The 17,433-nt window shown below is 61.8% G+C and carries 16 protein-coding genes; 6 read left to right on the top strand and 10 right to left on the bottom strand.

The annotated features are described in order from the left end of the window. Positions 1-6 precede the first annotated feature (6 nt). The gene (locus B9Z34_RS01195) at positions 7-2,328 is read right to left on the bottom strand and encodes a cation-translocating P-type ATPase (RefSeq protein ID WP_108426844.1); all 2,322 of its coding nucleotides are present in this window, start codon (positions 2,326-2,328) and stop codon (positions 7-9) included. Positions 2,329-2,495: 167 nt separating this feature from the next. On the opposite strand from B9Z34_RS01195, the gene B9Z34_RS01190 reads away from it, so the two are divergent. Continuing rightward, on the top strand, positions 2,496-2,939 hold the full coding sequence (locus tag B9Z34_RS01190) for a universal stress protein (RefSeq protein WP_108426257.1): 444 nt from the start codon (positions 2,496-2,498) through the stop codon (positions 2,937-2,939). Positions 2,940-3,052: 113 nt separating this feature from the next. After that, positions 3,053-4,360 (top strand): ABC transporter substrate-binding protein, encoded by a 1,308-nt coding sequence (locus B9Z34_RS01185; RefSeq protein ID WP_108426256.1) that lies wholly within the window; start codon positions 3,053-3,055, stop codon positions 4,358-4,360. An 18-nt stretch (positions 4,361-4,378) separates the two neighbouring features. Here the strand turns inward: B9Z34_RS01185 and B9Z34_RS01180 are convergent, their stop codons facing one another. From B9Z34_RS01180 to lgt, 3 genes are all read right to left on the bottom strand, one after another. Then, positions 4,379-5,944: a malonyl-CoA synthase gene (locus B9Z34_RS01180; protein ID WP_108426255.1), complete on the bottom strand. Its 1,566-nt coding sequence runs from the start codon at positions 5,942-5,944 to the stop codon at positions 4,379-4,381. A gap of 74 nt (positions 5,945-6,018) precedes the next feature. Continuing rightward, positions 6,019-7,014, bottom strand: coding sequence for a tripartite tricarboxylate transporter substrate binding protein (locus B9Z34_RS01175; RefSeq protein ID WP_108426254.1), 996 nt, complete (start codon positions 7,012-7,014; stop codon positions 6,019-6,021). Between the two features lie 88 nt (positions 7,015-7,102). Further along, positions 7,103-7,900 carry a prolipoprotein diacylglyceryl transferase gene (lgt, locus tag B9Z34_RS01170; RefSeq protein WP_108426253.1) on the bottom strand — a complete coding sequence of 266 codons (798 nt, stop codon included), beginning with the start codon at positions 7,898-7,900 and terminating at the stop codon, positions 7,103-7,105. Positions 7,901-8,003: 103 nt separating this feature from the next. On the opposite strand from lgt, the gene ilvD reads away from it, so the two are divergent. Together ilvD and B9Z34_RS01160 are read left to right on the top strand one after the other, a co-directional pair. Next, positions 8,004-9,707, top strand: coding sequence for a dihydroxy-acid dehydratase (ilvD, locus tag B9Z34_RS01165; RefSeq protein ID WP_108426252.1), 1,704 nt, complete (start codon positions 8,004-8,006; stop codon positions 9,705-9,707). A 19-nt stretch (positions 9,708-9,726) separates the two neighbouring features. Next, complete coding sequence (locus B9Z34_RS01160; protein ID WP_108426251.1) at positions 9,727-10,032, top strand: c-type cytochrome; 306 nt, start codon at positions 9,727-9,729, stop codon at positions 10,030-10,032. A gap of 116 nt (positions 10,033-10,148) precedes the next feature. Here B9Z34_RS01160 and B9Z34_RS01155 read toward each other — a convergent pair whose 3' ends face one another. Then, positions 10,149-10,556 carry a heme-binding protein gene (locus B9Z34_RS01155; protein ID WP_108426250.1) on the bottom strand — a complete coding sequence of 136 codons (408 nt, stop codon included), beginning with the start codon at positions 10,554-10,556 and terminating at the stop codon, positions 10,149-10,151. A gap of 182 nt (positions 10,557-10,738) precedes the next feature. Here B9Z34_RS01155 and B9Z34_RS01150 point away from each other — a divergent pair, with 182 nt between their 5' ends. Then, entirely contained in the window at positions 10,739-11,434 is a 696-nt protein-coding gene (locus B9Z34_RS01150) for a Bax inhibitor-1/YccA family protein (RefSeq protein ID WP_108426249.1), read from the top strand. Between the two features lie 89 nt (positions 11,435-11,523). Here B9Z34_RS01150 and rlmD read toward each other — a convergent pair whose 3' ends face one another. From rlmD to surE, 5 genes are all read right to left on the bottom strand, one after another. Beyond that, positions 11,524-12,960, bottom strand: coding sequence for a 23S rRNA (uracil(1939)-C(5))-methyltransferase RlmD (rlmD, locus tag B9Z34_RS01145; RefSeq protein ID WP_108426248.1), 1,437 nt, complete (start codon positions 12,958-12,960; stop codon positions 11,524-11,526). A gap of 65 nt (positions 12,961-13,025) precedes the next feature. After that, positions 13,026-13,811 carry a 3'-5' exonuclease gene (locus B9Z34_RS01140; RefSeq protein WP_108426247.1) on the bottom strand — a complete coding sequence of 262 codons (786 nt, stop codon included), beginning with the start codon at positions 13,809-13,811 and terminating at the stop codon, positions 13,026-13,028. A gap of 11 nt (positions 13,812-13,822) precedes the next feature. Further along, positions 13,823-14,671, bottom strand: coding sequence for a peptidoglycan DD-metalloendopeptidase family protein (locus B9Z34_RS01135; RefSeq protein WP_108426246.1), 849 nt, complete (start codon positions 14,669-14,671; stop codon positions 13,823-13,825). Between the two features lie 14 nt (positions 14,672-14,685). After that, on the bottom strand, positions 14,686-15,507 hold the full coding sequence (locus tag B9Z34_RS01130) for a protein-L-isoaspartate(D-aspartate) O-methyltransferase (RefSeq protein ID WP_108426245.1): 822 nt from the start codon (positions 15,505-15,507) through the stop codon (positions 14,686-14,688). Next, the gene (gene surE, locus B9Z34_RS01125; RefSeq protein WP_108426244.1) at positions 15,504-16,280 is read right to left on the bottom strand and encodes a 5'/3'-nucleotidase SurE; all 777 of its coding nucleotides are present in this window, start codon (positions 16,278-16,280) and stop codon (positions 15,504-15,506) included. Before surE ends, B9Z34_RS01130 begins: the two co-directional genes overlap by 4 nt. Positions 16,281-16,409: 129 nt before the next feature. On the opposite strand from surE, the gene B9Z34_RS01120 reads away from it, so the two are divergent. Further along, on the top strand, positions 16,410-17,384 hold the full coding sequence (locus B9Z34_RS01120; protein ID WP_108426243.1) for an NADPH:quinone oxidoreductase family protein: 975 nt from the start codon (positions 16,410-16,412) through the stop codon (positions 17,382-17,384). Positions 17,385-17,433 lie beyond the last annotated feature (49 nt).

The following is a 17,433-nucleotide window of genomic DNA, read 5'->3' as shown; positions in this document are numbered from 1 at the left end:
CTTGCCTCAAGCAGCTTGAAGGATCAGTGCGGGTGCAGGCGTCACTTCGGGCAGCGCCTGTGCCAGCCGCAAAGCATTGAGCACGACCAGCAGGGAACTGAGCGCCATCCCCAGGCCTGCCGCCCAGGCAGGCAACCACCCCATCAGGGCCAGCGGCACGCAAGCGGCGTTGTAAGCCGCTGACCACCACAGGTTTTGCCGCACGATGCGCATCGTCCGGCGGCTGCGCAGCACAGTGCTCACCAGCACATCGAGTTGGCCGCCCATCAACACAAAATCGGATTTGGACTGGGCCAGCGGCACGGCCTGGCCCAGCGCAAAGGATACATCGGCCCCGGCCAACACCGGGCCGTCGTTCAGGCCGTCACCCACCATGGCCACTTTGTGGCCCTGGGCCTGCAGGGCCTGCAACGCCTGCAGCTTGTGTTGGGGGCTGCAGCAGCCTTGCGCGGACTCAATGCCCACGGTCTGGGCCACCTGACTCACAGCGGTCTGCGCATCGCCAGACAGGACCTGGATAGACAGCCCCAGGCTGGCCAGCTGGCGGACCACACGGGCCGCTTCGGGCCGCACCTCTTCGGCCAACTCGAAGCTCGCCAACCAGCCAGACGCATCGGCCAGGCTGACCTGCAAATGGTGCCCGGGCAATGCTGGTGCCGCACAAAACGCCGCCGAGCCCAGGCGCAGAGTTTGAACAGGCTGCCCCTGCAGCGTCAAAACACCTTGCACGCCCTGCCCTGCCCGCTCGCTCACCTCTTGCGCGGTCAAGGCTTCGAGTTCAGCCAGACGGCCTGTCGCATCGGCACGGCGACGGGCCTCTGACCACAAGGCCCGCGAGACCGGGTGCAGGGAATGCCGCGCCAGGCTGGCGGCCCAATCCAGGGCCAGGTCCGCGCTAAAGCCTTCGCGCGTGTGGATGCGAACCACCTCAAAAGCGTCGCGTGTCAAGGTGCCGGTTTTGTCAAAAATCACGGTGTCAATGTGGGCCAGGTTTTGCAAGGCACTCAGGCGCCGCACCAGCACCCCGCTGCGGGCCAGTGCCCCGGCCGTGGCCAACATGGCCGCAGGTGTGGCCAAAGACAAAGCGCAGGGACAGGTCACGATCAGCACGGCGACGGCCACCATCACCGCATGCGCCGGATCGCTTGGCCACCAGTAAACGGCCGAAGCCAATGAGGCCAGCATCACCGCCACCAAAAAGGGCTTGGCCCAGCGGTCGACCAGCTGCGCCATGGCGGGCTTGGACACCGAGGCGCTTTCCATCAGCGAGACGATTTGCGCATAGCGGGTGGCGGCGCCAACCTGCTCGATCTGGACCTGCAAGGTGCCGCTCAAGTTGTGGCTGCCTGCAATCACGCGGTCGCCCGCGCGCCGTGCCAGTGGCCGCGACTCGCCCGTGAGCAAGGCTTCGTCCACTTGGGTCTGACCGGACAGCACCAGGCCGTCGCCCGCAAAGGCTTCACCGGGCAAGACCTCGATCACGTCACCGACCTGCAGGCGGCGAATGGACACCAGCGCCCAACTGCCATTGGCCTGGCGCTTGCGCACGCTGTCGGGCAGTCGGTTGAGCACGGCCTCCAAAGCCCCGGCCGTGCGGTCGCGCATGCGCAACTCCAGCCAGCGGCCGGTGAGCAAAAAGAAAACGAACATGGTGAACGAGTCAAAAAAGACCTCGGCCCCGAACGGGCCCTCGGGCTCGAAAGTGCCCAGCGTGCTGACCACAAATGTCACCACCATGCCCAGCGCCACGGGTAAGTCCATGCTGATTTGGCGTTCACGCAAATCGCGCCAGGCATTGCGCAAAAATGGGGCACACGAAAACAGCATGACGGGCAATGACAGCACCCAGGACGCCCAGCGCAGTAAGTGCATGGCTTCGTCCGAGATGTCGCCCGGTTGCGTGAGGTACGTCGGGGTGGCGTACATCATGACTTGCATCATGCACATGGCCGCCACCGCCCAACGCCAGACCATGCGCCGGGCTTCTTCGCGTCGTTGTGCATGCGCATGGGCATCGTTGGCGGGCAAGGCCTTGTAGCCATGGCGCTCGACCGAGCGCATCCACTGCGAAGGTCGGGTGCGTTCGGGCGACCAAACCACTTGTCCCCGGTGGCTGGCGCCACTGATTTGCACTGACCGGACCCCGGGCACGGCCCGCAAGGCATCCTCCAGAGTGATGGCGCAGGCGGCGCAATGCATCCCCTCAAACACCACGCTGGAGCGCCAGCAACCCGATTCGTCTTTTTCGGGCAGACTGAACGCAGCCCACTCCTGCGGTTCATCGAGCAGCTGCAGGCGCAGGTCGTGGTCTTCGCTGCCCGGGCCCATCGGCCCCATGGGCTCAGCCGCCATCGGGGTCACTTGGGGCAGAACATTGACTTGTGTCATGTTTTGAAGATACGACAGATGCCGCGCAGAAAGCTTGATGTGCATCAAGTGGGCACGTTTGCAGCTCTTTTAAGCTGCACTTTCATCAACGACATCAGGAGCAATTCATGTACAAACGCATCCTCGTAGCCACCGATGGCTCCACCCTCTCCAAAAAAGCCGTGGCCAGTGCCATTGAGCTGGCCGCCACCTGTGGCGCAGAACTGGTTGCGCTCAAGGTCGTTCCCCGCTACCCCCAGGCTTACTTTGAAGGCAGCATCCCCCTGTCTGTGGAGGAAATCGCCCGGGTCGAGGCCCAGTGGACCGACTCGGCACAGGCACAACTGGCAGCAGTCGAAAAATCGGCCAAAGCCAAAGCTGTGAGCACCAAGGCCATCACCGTCAAATCGGATGTGGTGTCCGACGCCATCATCGCAGCGGCCAAAAAGCACAAAGCCGACCTGATCGTCATGGCCTCGCACGGGCGCAAAGGCATCAAGCGCCTGCTGCTGGGCAGCGAGACCCAGCAGGTCCTGACGCATTCGCACATACCGGTGCTGGTACTGCGCTGAGCCATGCCATGGTGCGTCGAGGGGCGACATGCCCCTCGACCCCAACAGTTTTGCCTCCCGGGGCCGTGTCTTTCGACATCCTAAAATGAATACATTTTCAGGAATACCGAGACATGGCCAGTTTGCTGCAGCTGCAACCACACACCCACCCGCGTCCCCGCACGAGGCGGGTCCTGCGTCTGGCATGGGCTTGGCTGGCGCTGAGCACGATGGCCTGCACGGCCCTGGCCCAAAATCTGGTGATCGAAAGCTGGCGCAAGGACGACCAGCTGTTTTGGGACAAAGTGCTGATCCCGGCATTTCAAAGACAGCATCCCGGCATCCGCCTGAGCTTCAGGGCAGAAGAACCCTTGGCATACGACGCCCGCCTGGAGTCGCGTCTGTCCACCCGCCGCGCAGGCGATCTGGTGTTTTGCCGTCCCTTTGATGGCAGCGTGCGCATGCATGCCAAAGGTTATTTGTTGCCTTTGAAAGCACAGGAGCTCGTGCACTTCAGCCCGCAGGCGCGACAAGCCTGGATCACGGACGACGGCCAGACCACCTATTGCCTGCCTGTGGCTTATGTCATGCACGGCTTGTTCTACAACAAGAAGATCTTCAAGGACCTGAACCTGCAGCCGCCTGTCACGGTCGAAGAATTTCTGCATTTGCTGGGCCGGATCGGGGCGGCTGGCAACATAACCCCCTTGGCGCTGGGCACGGCCGATATGTGGGAGTCCACCCAGGTCGTTTTCACAGGCATGGGGCCCAATTTCTGGGGCGGCGAGAAAGCCCGCTTGGGTCTGATCCGGGGCACAGCCAAATTCACCGACCCTGGCTTCATCAAGGCCTGGGAGATGATGGCCAGGCTCAAGCCGCACATGCATCCCCGACAAAACGACATGTCCAACGCCGACATCCAGCTGCTATTTGCCACTGGCCACGCCGCGGTGTACCCGACCGGCTCATGGGACATTGATTTTTTGCGCAGCACCAGTTTTGCCTACAAAAAACCGATTGACTTGGGCGTTTTCAAGCCACCGCTCGAAAAAGCCGGTCAGACATGCCACATCTCGGTGCACCCGGACTTCGGGATTGGCGTGAACCGGAACAGCCCCAACCAGGCCGCAGCCCTGAAATTCATCGCCTGGCTGGGCAGCGCCGATTTCGCCCAACTGCTCACCGACACCCTGACGGGCTACTTTCCCTTGTCGGATCACCCGGTCAAGGTCCATGACCCGCTGGGGCAGGAAATGCTCAACTGGCGCCAAGAGTGCCAGGACACCATCCGTCTGAACGCCCAAAAAATCAACCGGGTGTGGCCGTCCATGGAAGAGGAGCTTTGGTACGCCAATGTCAAAGTCATCAACCAGGACATCACGCCGGAGCAAGCCGCTCGGCACATCCAGGGCGTGCACGAAAAAAACAGTTACCTGCCCTGAGGCCGCCCCGCTAAGCGATCAGCTGGCGAACAGCGCCTTGTACTGCTCGCGCAGCAGGTTCTTTTGCACCTTGCCCATGGTGTTGCGCGGCAACTCGGCCACCACAAAGCAACGCTTGGGGATTTTGAAATTGGCCAGTTTGGCCTTCAGTTCAGCCAGAATCGCATCCGGCTGCACACTGGCCCCGGGCTTGGCAATCACCACGGCCACACCCACCTCACCAAAATCCGGATGGGGCACGCCCACCACCGCGCTCTCGGCCACGCCCTTCATCTCGTTGATGTAGCCCTCGATTTCAGCCGGGTACACGTTGTAGCCGCCGCTGATGATCAGGTCCTTGCTGCGGCCGACAATGGTCACATACCCCCGCTCATCGACCTTGCCCACATCGCCGGTCTTGAAATAGCCATCGGCGGTGAATTCTTCGGCGGTTTTTTCGGGCATGCGCCAGTAGCCCTTGAACACATTGGGGCCTTTGACCTGGATACCGCCGATCTCGCCCACCGGCAAGTCCTGTCCGTCGTCGCCGCGCACGCGCAAGGACACGCCGGGCAAAGGAAAGCCCACGGTGCCGCCGCGGCGCTCGGACTGGTTGGCGTAACGTTTGTCTGCCGCATACGGGTTGGAGGTGAGCATGGCGGTTTCGCTCATGCCGTAGCGCTCCAAAATGGTGTGGCCTGTGCGCTGCTGCCACTCGGTAAAAGTTTCGATCAACAAAGGCGCAGAGCCCGCGATGAACAAACGCATGTTTTGGACCGCCGCTTTGTCGAGCGAGGGCTCGGCCAGCATGCGCACATACAGGGTGGGCACACCCATGAAGACGGTGGCCCTTTTCATGTGCGCAATGGCACGCTTGGGCTCGAACTTGGCCATCCAGATCATCTTGCTGCCGTTGATCAGGGCCCCATGAATGGCCACAAACAGACCATGCACATGGAAGATGGGCAAAGCATGGATCAGCACATCGCCACGGCCTTCAGGCCCACCGGTCTTTGTCCAGCCCCAGTAGTCCTTGAGCGTGAGTGCATTGCTGAGCATGTTGCCGTGCGTGAGCATCGCACCTTTGCTGCGACCGGTGGTGCCGCTGGTGTAGAGGATCGCGGCCAGGTCATCGGCCTGACGCGGCACCGCCTGGTGCTGGTCACTGTGGTGCGCGGCCCGCTCCAGCAAGCTGCCTGTGCGGTCATCGCCCAATGTGAACACATGCTGCGTCCCCGACTTGAAAGCGATCTTGCTGACCCAGCCAAAGTTGGCCGGGCTGCAAACCACGACAGCCGGTTCGGCATTGCCGATGAAGTATTCGATCTCGGCGCTCTGGTAAGCGGTGTTGAGCGGCAGGAACACATAACCAGCACGCAATGTCGCCAGGTAAAGCATCATCGCTTCGACCGATTTTTCGACCTGCACCGCCACGCGGCTGCCTGCGGGCAAGTCCAGCGATTGCAGCAAATTGGCCATCATGGCCGTGGCGCGGTCCAGGTCTTGCCAGCTGTAGTGCAAGCCCTCGTCGGTTTCGATCGCCACCGCAGTCAGGTCGGCAGGAAAAGCAGCCCGCAGGGCCGAAAACAGGTTCTGGTGGGTCATGGTTTCAAAGTGACAACGTGAAAAAGCATGAAAAAGGGCCCGATCACAGGCCCATTACTCATTCAATGCCGGGCTCAGTCGAGCTTGGCCCCCGAGGCCTTGACGACCTGCGACCACTTGGCCAGCTCTTTTTTGATGAAAGCGTCAAACTGGGTGGTGGTCAGGTTGGGGAAGTCTGCACCCTGGTTGGCCCAGACGGCTTTGGCTTCGTCGGTCTGGCAGGCACGGCGGATTTCTTCGATGGCCCGGGCTTGGGCGTCCGCTGGCGTGCCTTTGGGGGCCCACACGCCATACCAGGTCGAGACGGTGTAATCGGGCAGACCCAATTCGGCCGAGCAAGGCACGTCCGGGAATGCCGCATTGCGCTTGGCGCCCGAGACCATCATCGCCTTGATCCGGCCGCCTTTGATATGGGCAGCCGAAGAACCCAGACCGTCGAACATCATGTCCACATTGCCCGCAATCAGGTCCTGCAAAGCCGGGCCTGCGCCGCGGTAAGGGATGTGGGTGATGAAGGTCTTGGTCTGCAGCTTGAACAACTCGCCCGCCAAGTGGTGGGAGGTGCCGCCGCCCGCTGAGCCGTAATTGAGGCGTCCGGGGTTCTTTTTGACCATCTCCAGAAAGGCCTTGAAATCGGCCATCGGGACTTTCTTGGGGTTGACCACCAGCACCTGCGGCACATTGGCCACCAGGATCAAGGGAACCAGGTCACGTTCCAGGTCGTAGTCCAGCTTGGGGTACATGCTGGGCGCAATCGTGTGGTGCACAGCGCCCATGAACAGGTTGTAGCCATCGGGGGCCGACTTGGCCGCCACCCCGGCGCCCAGGGTGCCGCCTGCGCCGCCCCGGTTGTCAATGACCAATTGTTTGCCGGTCAATTTGGCAAACTGGGCGGACAGGGGTCGGGCGAATGCATCGGTGCCCCCGCCTGCCGGAAACGGCACCACCATCGTGACAGGTTTGGTGGGCCAGCTGCTTTGGGCCTGCGCCCACAGGGGCAGGCTGCCGGACAAGGCGGCCAGGCTCTTCAAGAAATCCCGGCGCTGTTGAGCGTTGAACTGAGCGGTCATGAAACGTCTCCTCGTTTTAGGTGCCCGCATCATAAGGCGAGTCGTGCGAACTTGCTCGGCGTCTATGGGCGTAGGGACTGGCCGGCTGTCACCCGGATGTCTTGCGGCTCCAGACCCACAGCGCCACACCGCCCAGCATCATGGGCACACACAGCCATTGCCCCATGCTCATGCCCAGGCTCAAGAGGCCCAGATGGGCATCGGGTTCGCGGAAAAACTCGGCCACAAAGCGGAAAAAGCCATAGCCCAACAAAAATGCACCCGACACCTGACCCGTTGGGCGTTCTTTGCGGGCAAACCACCACAGCAACACAAACAGCAGCAAGCCCTCCAGCGCGATCTGGTAGAGCTGCGATGGGTGGCGCGGCAAATCGCCCGCGCCCCGGAACACCATGCCCCAAGGCAAGGACGGGTCGGCCACACGGCCCCATAACTCGCCATTCAGAAAGTTGCCCACCCGCCCCGCCGCCAGGCCCGTGGGCACACAAGGGGCCACAAAGTCCATGGCCTGCAAAAAAGGGCGTTGGCGCGTGCGGGCAAACCAGAACATGGCCAGCATCACGCCCAGCAAGCCGCCATGAAAACTCATGCCGCCTTGCCAAACCGCGAAGATTTCGAGGGGGTTGGACAGGTAATAAGCCGGTTTGTAAAACAGGCAATACCCCAAACGCCCGCCCAAGATGACGCCGAGCACGCCCAAAAACAGGATGTCTTCCACATCGCGTTTTTGCCATTGCGGCAGATTTTTGAACGGCAAATGCGCCAAACGGCGTGTACCCAGCCAGAAAAACAAGCCAAAAGCGGCCAGATAAGTCAGGCCGTACCAGTGGATGGCCAAAGGGCCGAGTTGCAGGGCGACAGGGTCAATTTGAGGATGGATCAGCATGCCCGGATTGTGCACCGGTCAAGCCTCCGACCGGACACAAAGGCCTGTGACTCGCCCGTTAGAATGTGGCGACCTTCTTTTGGCCATCTACCTAGACACCACCATGAGCGACAAAATCATCCCAATCACCCCCATCAACCGCCGCAGCGCCAACATCACGCAGGGCAAATCCCGCGCCCCGAACCGCTCGATGTACTACGCCATGGGCTATGAAGAAGGCGATTTCGTCAAACCCATGGTCGGCGTGGCCAACGGCCACAGCACCATCACGCCTTGCAACAGCGGTCTGCAAAAGCTGGCCGACGCGGCCGTGGCGGGCATCGAAGAAGCCGGTGGCAACGCCCAGATTTTCGGCACCCCCACCATTTCCGACGGCATGGCCATGGGCACCGAAGGCATGAAGTACTCTCTGGTCAGCCGCGAGGTGATCTCGGACTGCATCGAGACCTGCGTGCAGGGCCAGTGGATGGACGGCGTGCTGGTGGTCGGCGGCTGCGACAAGAACATGCCCGGCGGCATGATGGGCATGCTGCGCGCCAACGTGCCCGCCATCTATGTGTACGGCGGCACCATCCTGCCCGGCCGTTACCAGGGCAAAGACCTGAACATCGTGAGCGTGTTCGAGGCCGTGGGCGAAAACGCTGCAGGCAAACTCAGCGACTTCGACCTCAAGGAAATCGAAAAACGCGCCATCCCTGGCACGGGCTCTTGCGGCGGCATGTACACCGCCAACACCATGTCTTCGGCTTTCGAGGCGCTGGGCATGTCCCTGCCCTACTCGTCGACCATGGCCAACCCGCACGACGAAAAGCAGAACTCGGCCAAGGAATCGGCCAAGGTGCTGATCGAAGCCATCAAGAACGACCTCAAGCCCCGCGACATCGTCACCAAGGAAGCCATCGAAAACGCCGTGGCCGTGATCATGGCCACGGGCGGCTCGACCAACGCGGTGCTGCACTTCCTGGCCATCGCCCACACTGCGGGCGTGGACTGGACCATTGACGATTTCGAGCGCATGCGCAAGAAAGTGCCTGTGATTTGCGACCTCAAACCGAGCGGCAAGTACCTGGCGGTGGACCTGCACCAGGCCGGCGGCATCCCGCAAGTCATGAAGGTCCTGCTCAAGGCCGGTTTGCTACACGGTGACTGCATGACCATCACGGGCAAGACCGTGGCCGAAAACCTGAAAGACGTGCCCGACACGCCCCGCGCCGATCAGGATGTGATCCGCCCGATCGACAAACCGATGTACGCCGAAGGCCACCTGGCCATCCTCAAAGGCAACCTGTCGCCCGAAGGCGCCGTGGCCAAAATCACCGGCCTGAAAAACCCCGTCATCACCGGCCCCGCCCGTGTGTTCGACGACGAGCAATCCGCTTTGCAAGCCATTTTGGCGGGCAAGATCCAAGCCGGTGATGTGATGGTTTTGCGCTACCTCGGCCCCAAGGGCGGCCCCGGCATGCCCGAAATGCTGGCCCCCACGGGCGCTTTGATTGGTGCCGGTCTGGGCGAAAGCGTGGGCCTGATCACCGATGGCCGTTTCTCCGGCGGCACCTGGGGCATGGTGGTGGGCCACGTCGCCCCTGAGGCCGCTGCAGGCGGCACGATCGCGTTTGTCAAAGAAGGCGACAGCATCACCATCGACGCGCACAAGCTGATCCTGGAGCTGAACGTGCCCGAAGCCGAACTGGCCAAGCGCCGCGAAGGCTGGAAAGCCCCTGAGCCCCGTTACACCCGGGGTGTGCAGGCCAAGTTTGCCTTCAATGCATCGAGCGCCAGCAAAGGTGCCGTGCTGGACCTGTACTGATCCCGTGAAAGCCACTCGCATGCTGCGCATCCTGGTCACCGGCGTACTGGCCTTGTGGGCGGTGGCCCCGGCCATGGCCGACCAGGCTCTGGCCACGAGCAAAAGCTGCATGGGCTGCCACGGCGTTCAGCGCAAAGTGGTAGGCCCGGCCTTCAAGGATGTGGCCGCCAAGTACAAAGGTGACAAGACCGCGGTCGAGCACCTGACCCGCAAGATCAAACAGGGAGGGTCGGGCGTCTGGGGCAAAGTGATGATGCCGGCCAACCCGCAGGTCAGCGATGCCGATGCCCAAAAACTGGCCTTGTGGATTTTGAACACGCCCTGAAGCGCACGACGCTCACAGCAAAAAGCCGCTCCAAGGAGCGGCTTTTTGCTGGGTTCAATGAATGCTGTGGCGGTCCGTGAGCTGCATCTGCCGCTCACCCTGGACCACCCAGGCCCTCACAAACCAATGGCGGCGATACCGGCTTTGGCGATCTGGGCGTCTTCGTTCGACTTGACGCCGCTCACACCGACCGCGCCCAGGCAAAAGCCGTCTTTCATGATCGGCACGCCCCCTTCGAGCATGCCCTGAATGGTCGGAGCCGACAGGAACGAGGTGCGGCCGCCGTTGATGACGTCTTCGTAGCCCTTGGTCTCGCGACGGCCCAGAGCCGCCGTGTGGGCTTTGGCCGGGGCGATGTGCGAGGACACGGGCGCTGCGCCATCGAGACGCGCAAAGTGCAGCAAATGGCCGCCTGCATCGACGATGGCGATGCTCACCGCCCAGTTGTTCTTGAGGGCTTCGGCTTCGGCCGCAGCGGCAATGGCTTTGACATCGGAGAGTTCGAGGCTGGCTTGAGTTTTCATGGTGTGGACTGATCAGTTTTGAAAACCACAAGGATACACGGGCACACGACCGCCATTGCAGACCCCTGTGCAAAACTGATTCACCCGGATAACCCCATGACGGCGCGGATATTGGGTCGGCGGGCAGCCTCACCCTACAATGCAATGGCCCTGAAATCAGGGTTTGAACAGGAGAGACAAGCATGAGCGACCTTCGCACACTGAACACCACAGACTGGGGCCACGGCACCGATCTGGCCACACGCAACCGCGTGCTGCGCAATACCTACTGGCTGCTGGCCCTGAGCTTGCTGCCTACCGTTTTGGGCGCCTGGCTGGGCGTGAGCACCGGCATCACCCGCTCGCTGTCGGGAGGCGTGGGCCTTGTGGTCTTCCTGGCGGGTGCCTTCGGCTTCATGTTCGCCATCGAGAAAACCAAGAACTCGGCAGCTGGCGTGCCCGTGCTGCTGGCCTTCACCTTCTTCATGGGCCTGATGCTCTCGCGCATGATCGCCATGGTGCTGGGCTTCAAGAACGGCGCCGACCTGGTGATGACCGCCTTTGCGGGTACCGCTGGCGTGTTCTTCGTCATGGCCAGCCTGGCCAGCACCATCAAACGTGATCTGTCGGGCATGTCCAAGTGGCTGTTTGTGGGCGCCTTGGCCATCATGATCGGCGGCATCATCAACGTCTTTGTCGGCTCCACCGTGGGCATGATGGTGATCTCGGTCATGGCCATCGGCATCTTCAGCGCCTACATGCTGTACGACCTGAAACAGATCATCGACGGCGGCGAGACCAACTACATCAGCGCCACACTGGCCCTGTACATGGACATCTTCAACGTGTTCCAGAGCTTGCTGGCCTTGTTGGGCATCATGGGCGGTGAGCGCGACTGATTCGCGTCACCTCCCTTCAAACAAAAAGGCTCCCTCGGGAGCCTTTTTTGTCGGCGTAGGGCCGGTGGCCGGCCTCCAGACCTTGGGTCTCAGGCCAATTCAAACACCGCCATGCTCTCCACATGGGCGGTGTGAGCGAACATGTTGATCACCCCGGCACTCACGCATCGGTAACCGGCACGGTGCACCAGAATGCCTGCGTCTCGGGCCAGCGTGGCGGGGTTGCAGCTCACATAAACGATGCACTTTGGCGGTGTCCAGCCCTGGCGCAGGTCCTGGTTTTCGTGCAGCTCGGCCAGCGCCTTGCTCAGGGCAAAAGCACCTTCGCGTGGCGGGTCCACCAGCCATTTGTCTGCGGTGCCATCGGCCACCAGCATCTCGGGCGTCATCTCAAACAAATTGCGCGCCACAAACTGCGTGGGGGCCAGGGCCTGGCCTGCGGGCCGGGTGGCCTGGTTGCGGGCGTAGTTGTCGAGTGAACGCGCCACCAGCGTCTCGGAACCCTCGATGCCCAGCACCTGCGCCGCTTGCGTGGCAATGGGCAGGGTGAAGTTGCCCAGGCCACAGAACCAGTCGATCACCCGCTCGGTTTTTTGCGCTTGCAGCAGGCGCAACGCACGGGCCACCAGCACGCGGTTGATGAAGGGGTTGACCTGGGTGAAATCGGTGGGCCGAAACGGCATGGTGATACCAAAGTCGGGCAAGCCGTAACTCAGCTGCGCCCCACCCTCGTCGAGCAAATGCACCGTGTCCGGGCCTTTGGGCTGCAACCACCACTGCACCTGGTGCTCGGCGGCAAAGGCCCGCAGCAGGGCTTTGTCGCCCTCGCCCAAGGGCTCCAGATGCCGCAGCACCAAGGCCGTGACCTCGTCGCCGCAGGCCAGCTCCAGTTGGGGCAAGGTTTCGCGAGCGTCCATCTGGCCGATCAAGGCGCGCAAAGGTAACAGCATGCGGCTGACATGGGGCGGCAGGACCGGGCAGACCTTCATGTCGGCGATGTAACGGCTTTTGCGCTCGTGAAAGCCAATCAGCACTTCGCCCTTTTTGATCACATAACGCACCGACAGGCGGGCACGGTAGCGGTAGCCCCAGGTCGGCCCCTCGATCGGGCGCAGCATGGTTTCCGGTTTGACCTTGCCCAGGTGCCACAGGTTGTCTTCAAGCACGCGCTGCTTGACCGCCACTTGGGCCGAGGCCTCCAGGTGCTGCATCTTGCAGCCGCCACAGGCCCCCGCATGCAAGCCGAAATGGGGGCAACCGGGCTGCACGCGCTGAGAGGACTCATGGTGGATCTGGGTGACGGTGCCCTGCTCCCAATTGTTCTTTTTGCGGTGCACGTTGACCGACACCAGCTCGAAAGGCAAAGCGCCTTCAATGAACACCACTTTGCCGTCGGGTCGGCGGGCGATGCCTTGGGCATCCATGTCCAGGGAGCCCACGCGCAGCCAGCCCTCAGGCAGGTCGGCGCTGGAGTGGCTGGGTTCGTCGGCGTGGGCTTGGGATAGGGAAATGTCGGGTTCGCTCATCCTCTGATTGTCTCAGGATGTGAGGCCGCCCTGGAGGGTCCAGCGCACAGTTTCAGGGGGAAACGTCAAGCCCAAGCTTGCAGGTATTCCTGCCAGTGCGGCTCTTGCGGGGCCAGATTACCCAGCTGGTCTTGGACAAAGGCGATTTCCTGCGCGTACTCGGCCTCGGTGAAGCCGCCGCGCATTTTCTGAAAGCGGCAGTACAGCAAATAGGTGTTCATCACATCGGTTTCGCAGTAACGCCGGATGTCTTCGGTGTGACCCGCCTGAAACTGCGCATAAACCTGAGCGCCATCCATGCCCAGCTTGCCGGGAAAGCCGCACAGCTTGGCCAGGGCGTCCATGGGGGCGTTGTTTTTGGGCGTGTATTTGGCCAGCAGGTCCATCAGGTCCAGGTGGCGCATGTGGTAGCGCGAGATGTAGTTGTTCCACTTGAACTCGCGGTCATCGTCGCCCAGGTCCCAGTACTTGTCGGCCACCACGCCGTGCATCAACCCCCGGTAGTGCAACACCGGGAGATCGAAACCGCTGCCATTCCAGCTGACCAATTGGGGAGCATGCTTTTCGATGGCCTGGAAAAAGTTCTGAACCACTTTGGCTTCGCTGTGGCCATCGCGGTCCACAAAGGAGTGCACGCGCAAACCCTCGGCATGGCGAAACACACAGCTGATGCACAGAATGCGCTGCAGGTACAGGGGCATGAAATCGCTTTTGCCCTCCGCAGCCCGCTCGGCCTGCCACTGCGCATGCAGCTGGGCATCGGTCACCTCGGCAGGCCCCGGATTCAGCCGACGCCAGCCGGCCATGTCCGGGATGGTTTCGATGTCAAAAACCAGGACAGGCCACGGCATGGACAAGCCGCTCAGCGTGCGGGCAAAAGCTTGGCCGGGTCTACAGGCTTGCCTTGTCTGCGCACTTCAAAGTGCAGTTTGACGCGGTCCGCATCGGACTTGCCCATTTCGGCAATTTTCTGGCCCTTGCGCACCTTTTGGTCCTCTTTGACCAGCAAGGCCTGGTTGTGCGCATAAGCCGTCAAAAACGTGTTGTTGTGTTTGAGGATGATCAGGTTGCCGTAGCCACGCAGGCCCGAGCCGGCATAGACCACCTGCCCATCGGCAGCGGCCATCACGGGATCTCCCGCTTTACCCCCGATGTCCAGGCCTTTGTTTTTGGCCTCGTCAAATCCGGCAATCAGCACTCCATTGGCCGGCCAAATGAAGCCCAGGCCTTCGTCGCTGAGCGAACCGTTTTGTGCAGCCGGTGCAGGCTCGGGCTTGGGCGGTGTGGCCGTGGCCGAGGTGCTGCCCGAAGGCGCGATCGGGCGAACCACCACGCCGGAGTTTTCAAGAGCAGCCCCAGGTGGGGCCACGCGCAAGACCTGACCCACTTCGATCAGGTCGGGGTTGGTCAGATTGTTCCAGCGGGCCAAATCACGCCAGCCTTGCCCGTTGTCCAGACCGATACGGGTCAAGGTGTCGCCTCGCTGAACGGTGTAATAACCGGGTTTGCCAGCATTTTCACTGCCAGGCAAGGACTTGTCCACTTCACCCGAAGCCGTTGTCACGGGGGCGGACGGCGTTTGGGGTGCACGGCTCATCCCCGTTCGGTCCTCCACTGGCGCAGGCACCCGAACAGACGAGGTGCAGGCGCTCAGCAATGCCACAGCCAAAGTAGTCAAAACCAGGGGACGAAAAGGTAGGAGTGAAGTCATCGGTTTTTACGTGTTCAGGCGACGCCTGATTTTAGAGGGACAAAATGCACCGCCTCGAGCACCTGACGCTCATAGCCCTGCGCAGTTTTCAAAATCACGACCAGCGCCTGATGGCCCGCCGGGGTGATGGTCGGCGCAATCAAACGCCCGCCCAGCGCCAACTGGTCTAGCCAAGCTTGGGGCACGGCCTCGCCGCCAGCGGCCGAAATGATGCCGGCATACGGCGCGCCTTTGGGATAACCCAGCATGCCATCGCCAAAAATCAGGTGCACGTTGTGCAGCCTGAAGGGCCGCAAATTGGTTCGGGCTTTTTCGTGCAGGCCTCGCAAACGCTCGATGCTGTACACCTCGGTGGCGACATGGCTGAGCACGGCGGCCTGGTAGCCGCAACCGGTGCCGATTTCCAGAACGCGGCCCAATTTGCCCGGCACGTCCTGGCACAGCAATTCGACCATGCGCGCCACCACATTGGGTTTGGAGATGGTTTGCCCCAGGCCAATCGGCAAACTGGTGTCCTCGTAAGCCTGGTTGACCAAAGCGCTTTCCACAAAACGGTGGCGTTCTACCCGGCCCATGGCCTCCAGCACCCGGGCGTCCTGCACGCCTTGTTCGGCCAACTTGCGCACCATGCGTGCCCGCACGGCACCAGAATCGAGGCCCAGCCCCGAGACGGGCGCAGGCTGGCGTGTCGCTGGCCCTTTCACGCCTGGGGTTGACACCACCACAGGACTTGGCTTGGTGAGCGGACGGGTCGGCGCAGCCGCAGGCGTTTTGCGCGCAGGACTTGAGGCGCCTGTTTGCGACAACTTGACCGGAAAACCAGGGCGCTGACTCATGCGCGGCCTTGAGGAAACAGACGGCCCAGGGTCTGGGCCCAGTGGTCCAGGTGGGCGTGTTCGGTCAAGTCCACCTTGAGCGGTGTCACCACCACATGGCCCAAGCCTGCCGCATGGAAATCGGTGCCTTCGCTGTCGTCCATGGCCGGGCCAGCATTGCCAATCCAGTACATGGTCTGGCCACGCGGGTCCACTTGGGTGATGACCGGCTCGGCCGCGTGACGACGGCCCAGGCGACACAGTTTGGGCGCTTTGATCTGCGCCAGGGGCAAGTTGGGAATGTTCACATTCAACAGCCAGGGCCGGGTGCCCATCAAATCACCCGATTGCATTTGCTGCACCAAGAGCTTGACCTGGGCGGCTGCGGCATCCAGATGCGCCCAGCCTTTGTCGATTTGAGACACGGCGATGGCGGGAATGCCGAAAAGATAACCTTCCATGGCTGCGCCGACGGTGCCTGAATACAGCGTGTCGTCGCCCATATTGGCCCCATTGTTGATGCCGGAAATCACCAGATCGGGGCGATAACCCAGCAAGCCCGTGAGTGCGATGTGCACGCAATCCGCAGGCGTGCCGTTCACATACCGAAAACCGTTGTCGGCGCGGTGGACGTACAAGGGCGTGTGCAATGTCAGCGCATTGGATTTGGCGCTGTTGTTGTGCTCGGGGGCCACCACTTCCACCTCCACATCGGCGATGCTTTGGAGCGCCTCGTAAAGGGCCACAATCCCCTCGGCGCGAAAGCCATCGTCATTGGAAATGAGAATTTTCATGTTGTGTTCCTGTCCAGACCTCGATTGTAGGCGGCACCCTGCCTTGGTCGCTCAGGGGACATGGCCACGCCCCCCGGTTTGCCTAAGATGCAGGCCCATCCCATGAAGCAGATGACAAGGAGAAAATGCATGCACGCTTGGCTTTGCGAGAACCCCATCGGGGTGGACGCGCTCACCTGGAAAGAACTGCCCACGCCCACGCCTGGGCCAGGCCAGGTCCTCATTCAAATACAGGCCGCCAGCCTGAACTTCCCCGACCTGCTCATCGTTCAAAACAAGTACCAGATGAAGCCCGAGCTGCCCTTCGTGCCGGGGTCTGAGTATGCAGGGGTGGTGCAAGCCCTGGGCGAAGGCGTCAAACACCTGAAAGTGGGGCAGACCGTGGCCTGCCTGTCGGGCACCGGGGGCTTTGGCACCCATACACTGGCACCGGCCAAACTGTGCATGCCTTTGCCCGACGGGTTTTCGGCCATCGATGGTGCGGCGTTCATCATGACCTATGCCACCTCGCACCATGCACTGGTCGACCGCGCGGCCCTGAAAGCCGGTGAAACGGTACTGGTTTTGGGTGCCGCAGGCGGTGTGGGCACAGCGGCCATTCAGATTGCCAAGGCCATGGGAGCCAAAGTGATTGCAGCGGCGTCCACCGACGAAAAATGCGCCCTGTGCACCGCATTGGGTGCGGACGCGACCATCAATTACGGTCGCGAGAACCTGCGCGAAGCCCTGAAAACACTGACCGGAGGCCGCGGCCCGGACGTGATTTATGACCCGGTAGGTGGCGATCTGGCCGAGCCTGCCTTCCGCTCGATCGCCTGGCGCGGTCGCTACCTGGTGGTTGGCTTTGCCGGGGGGCCCATCCCTGCCCTGCCCTTGAATTTGCCTTTGCTCAAGGGCGCTTCATTGGTGGGCGTGTTCTGGGGTGACTTTGCCAAACGTGAACCCCAAGCCAACGCGGCCATGATGGCCGAATTGGCGCAGTGGTATGGCCAAGGCAAGATCAAGCCGGTGATTGACCGGACCTTGCCCATGAACGACCTGAAGGCCGCTTACACCTTGATGGGCTCGCGCAGCGTCAAAGGCAAGTTGGTCATGGTGAACTGATGCTGCAAAAAACGCATGGTTGTGAGTCATAAAAAAGGAGGCCTGTTGA

The sequence above is a fragment of the Limnohabitans sp. Hippo3 genome, from assembly GCF_003063665.1.
In the GTDB taxonomy this organism is placed as follows: Bacteria; Pseudomonadota; Gammaproteobacteria; order Burkholderiales; family Burkholderiaceae_C; genus Limnohabitans_A.
Note: the sequence above shows the minus strand (reverse complement) of the source record. Positions and strands in the feature narration are given on the sequence as shown.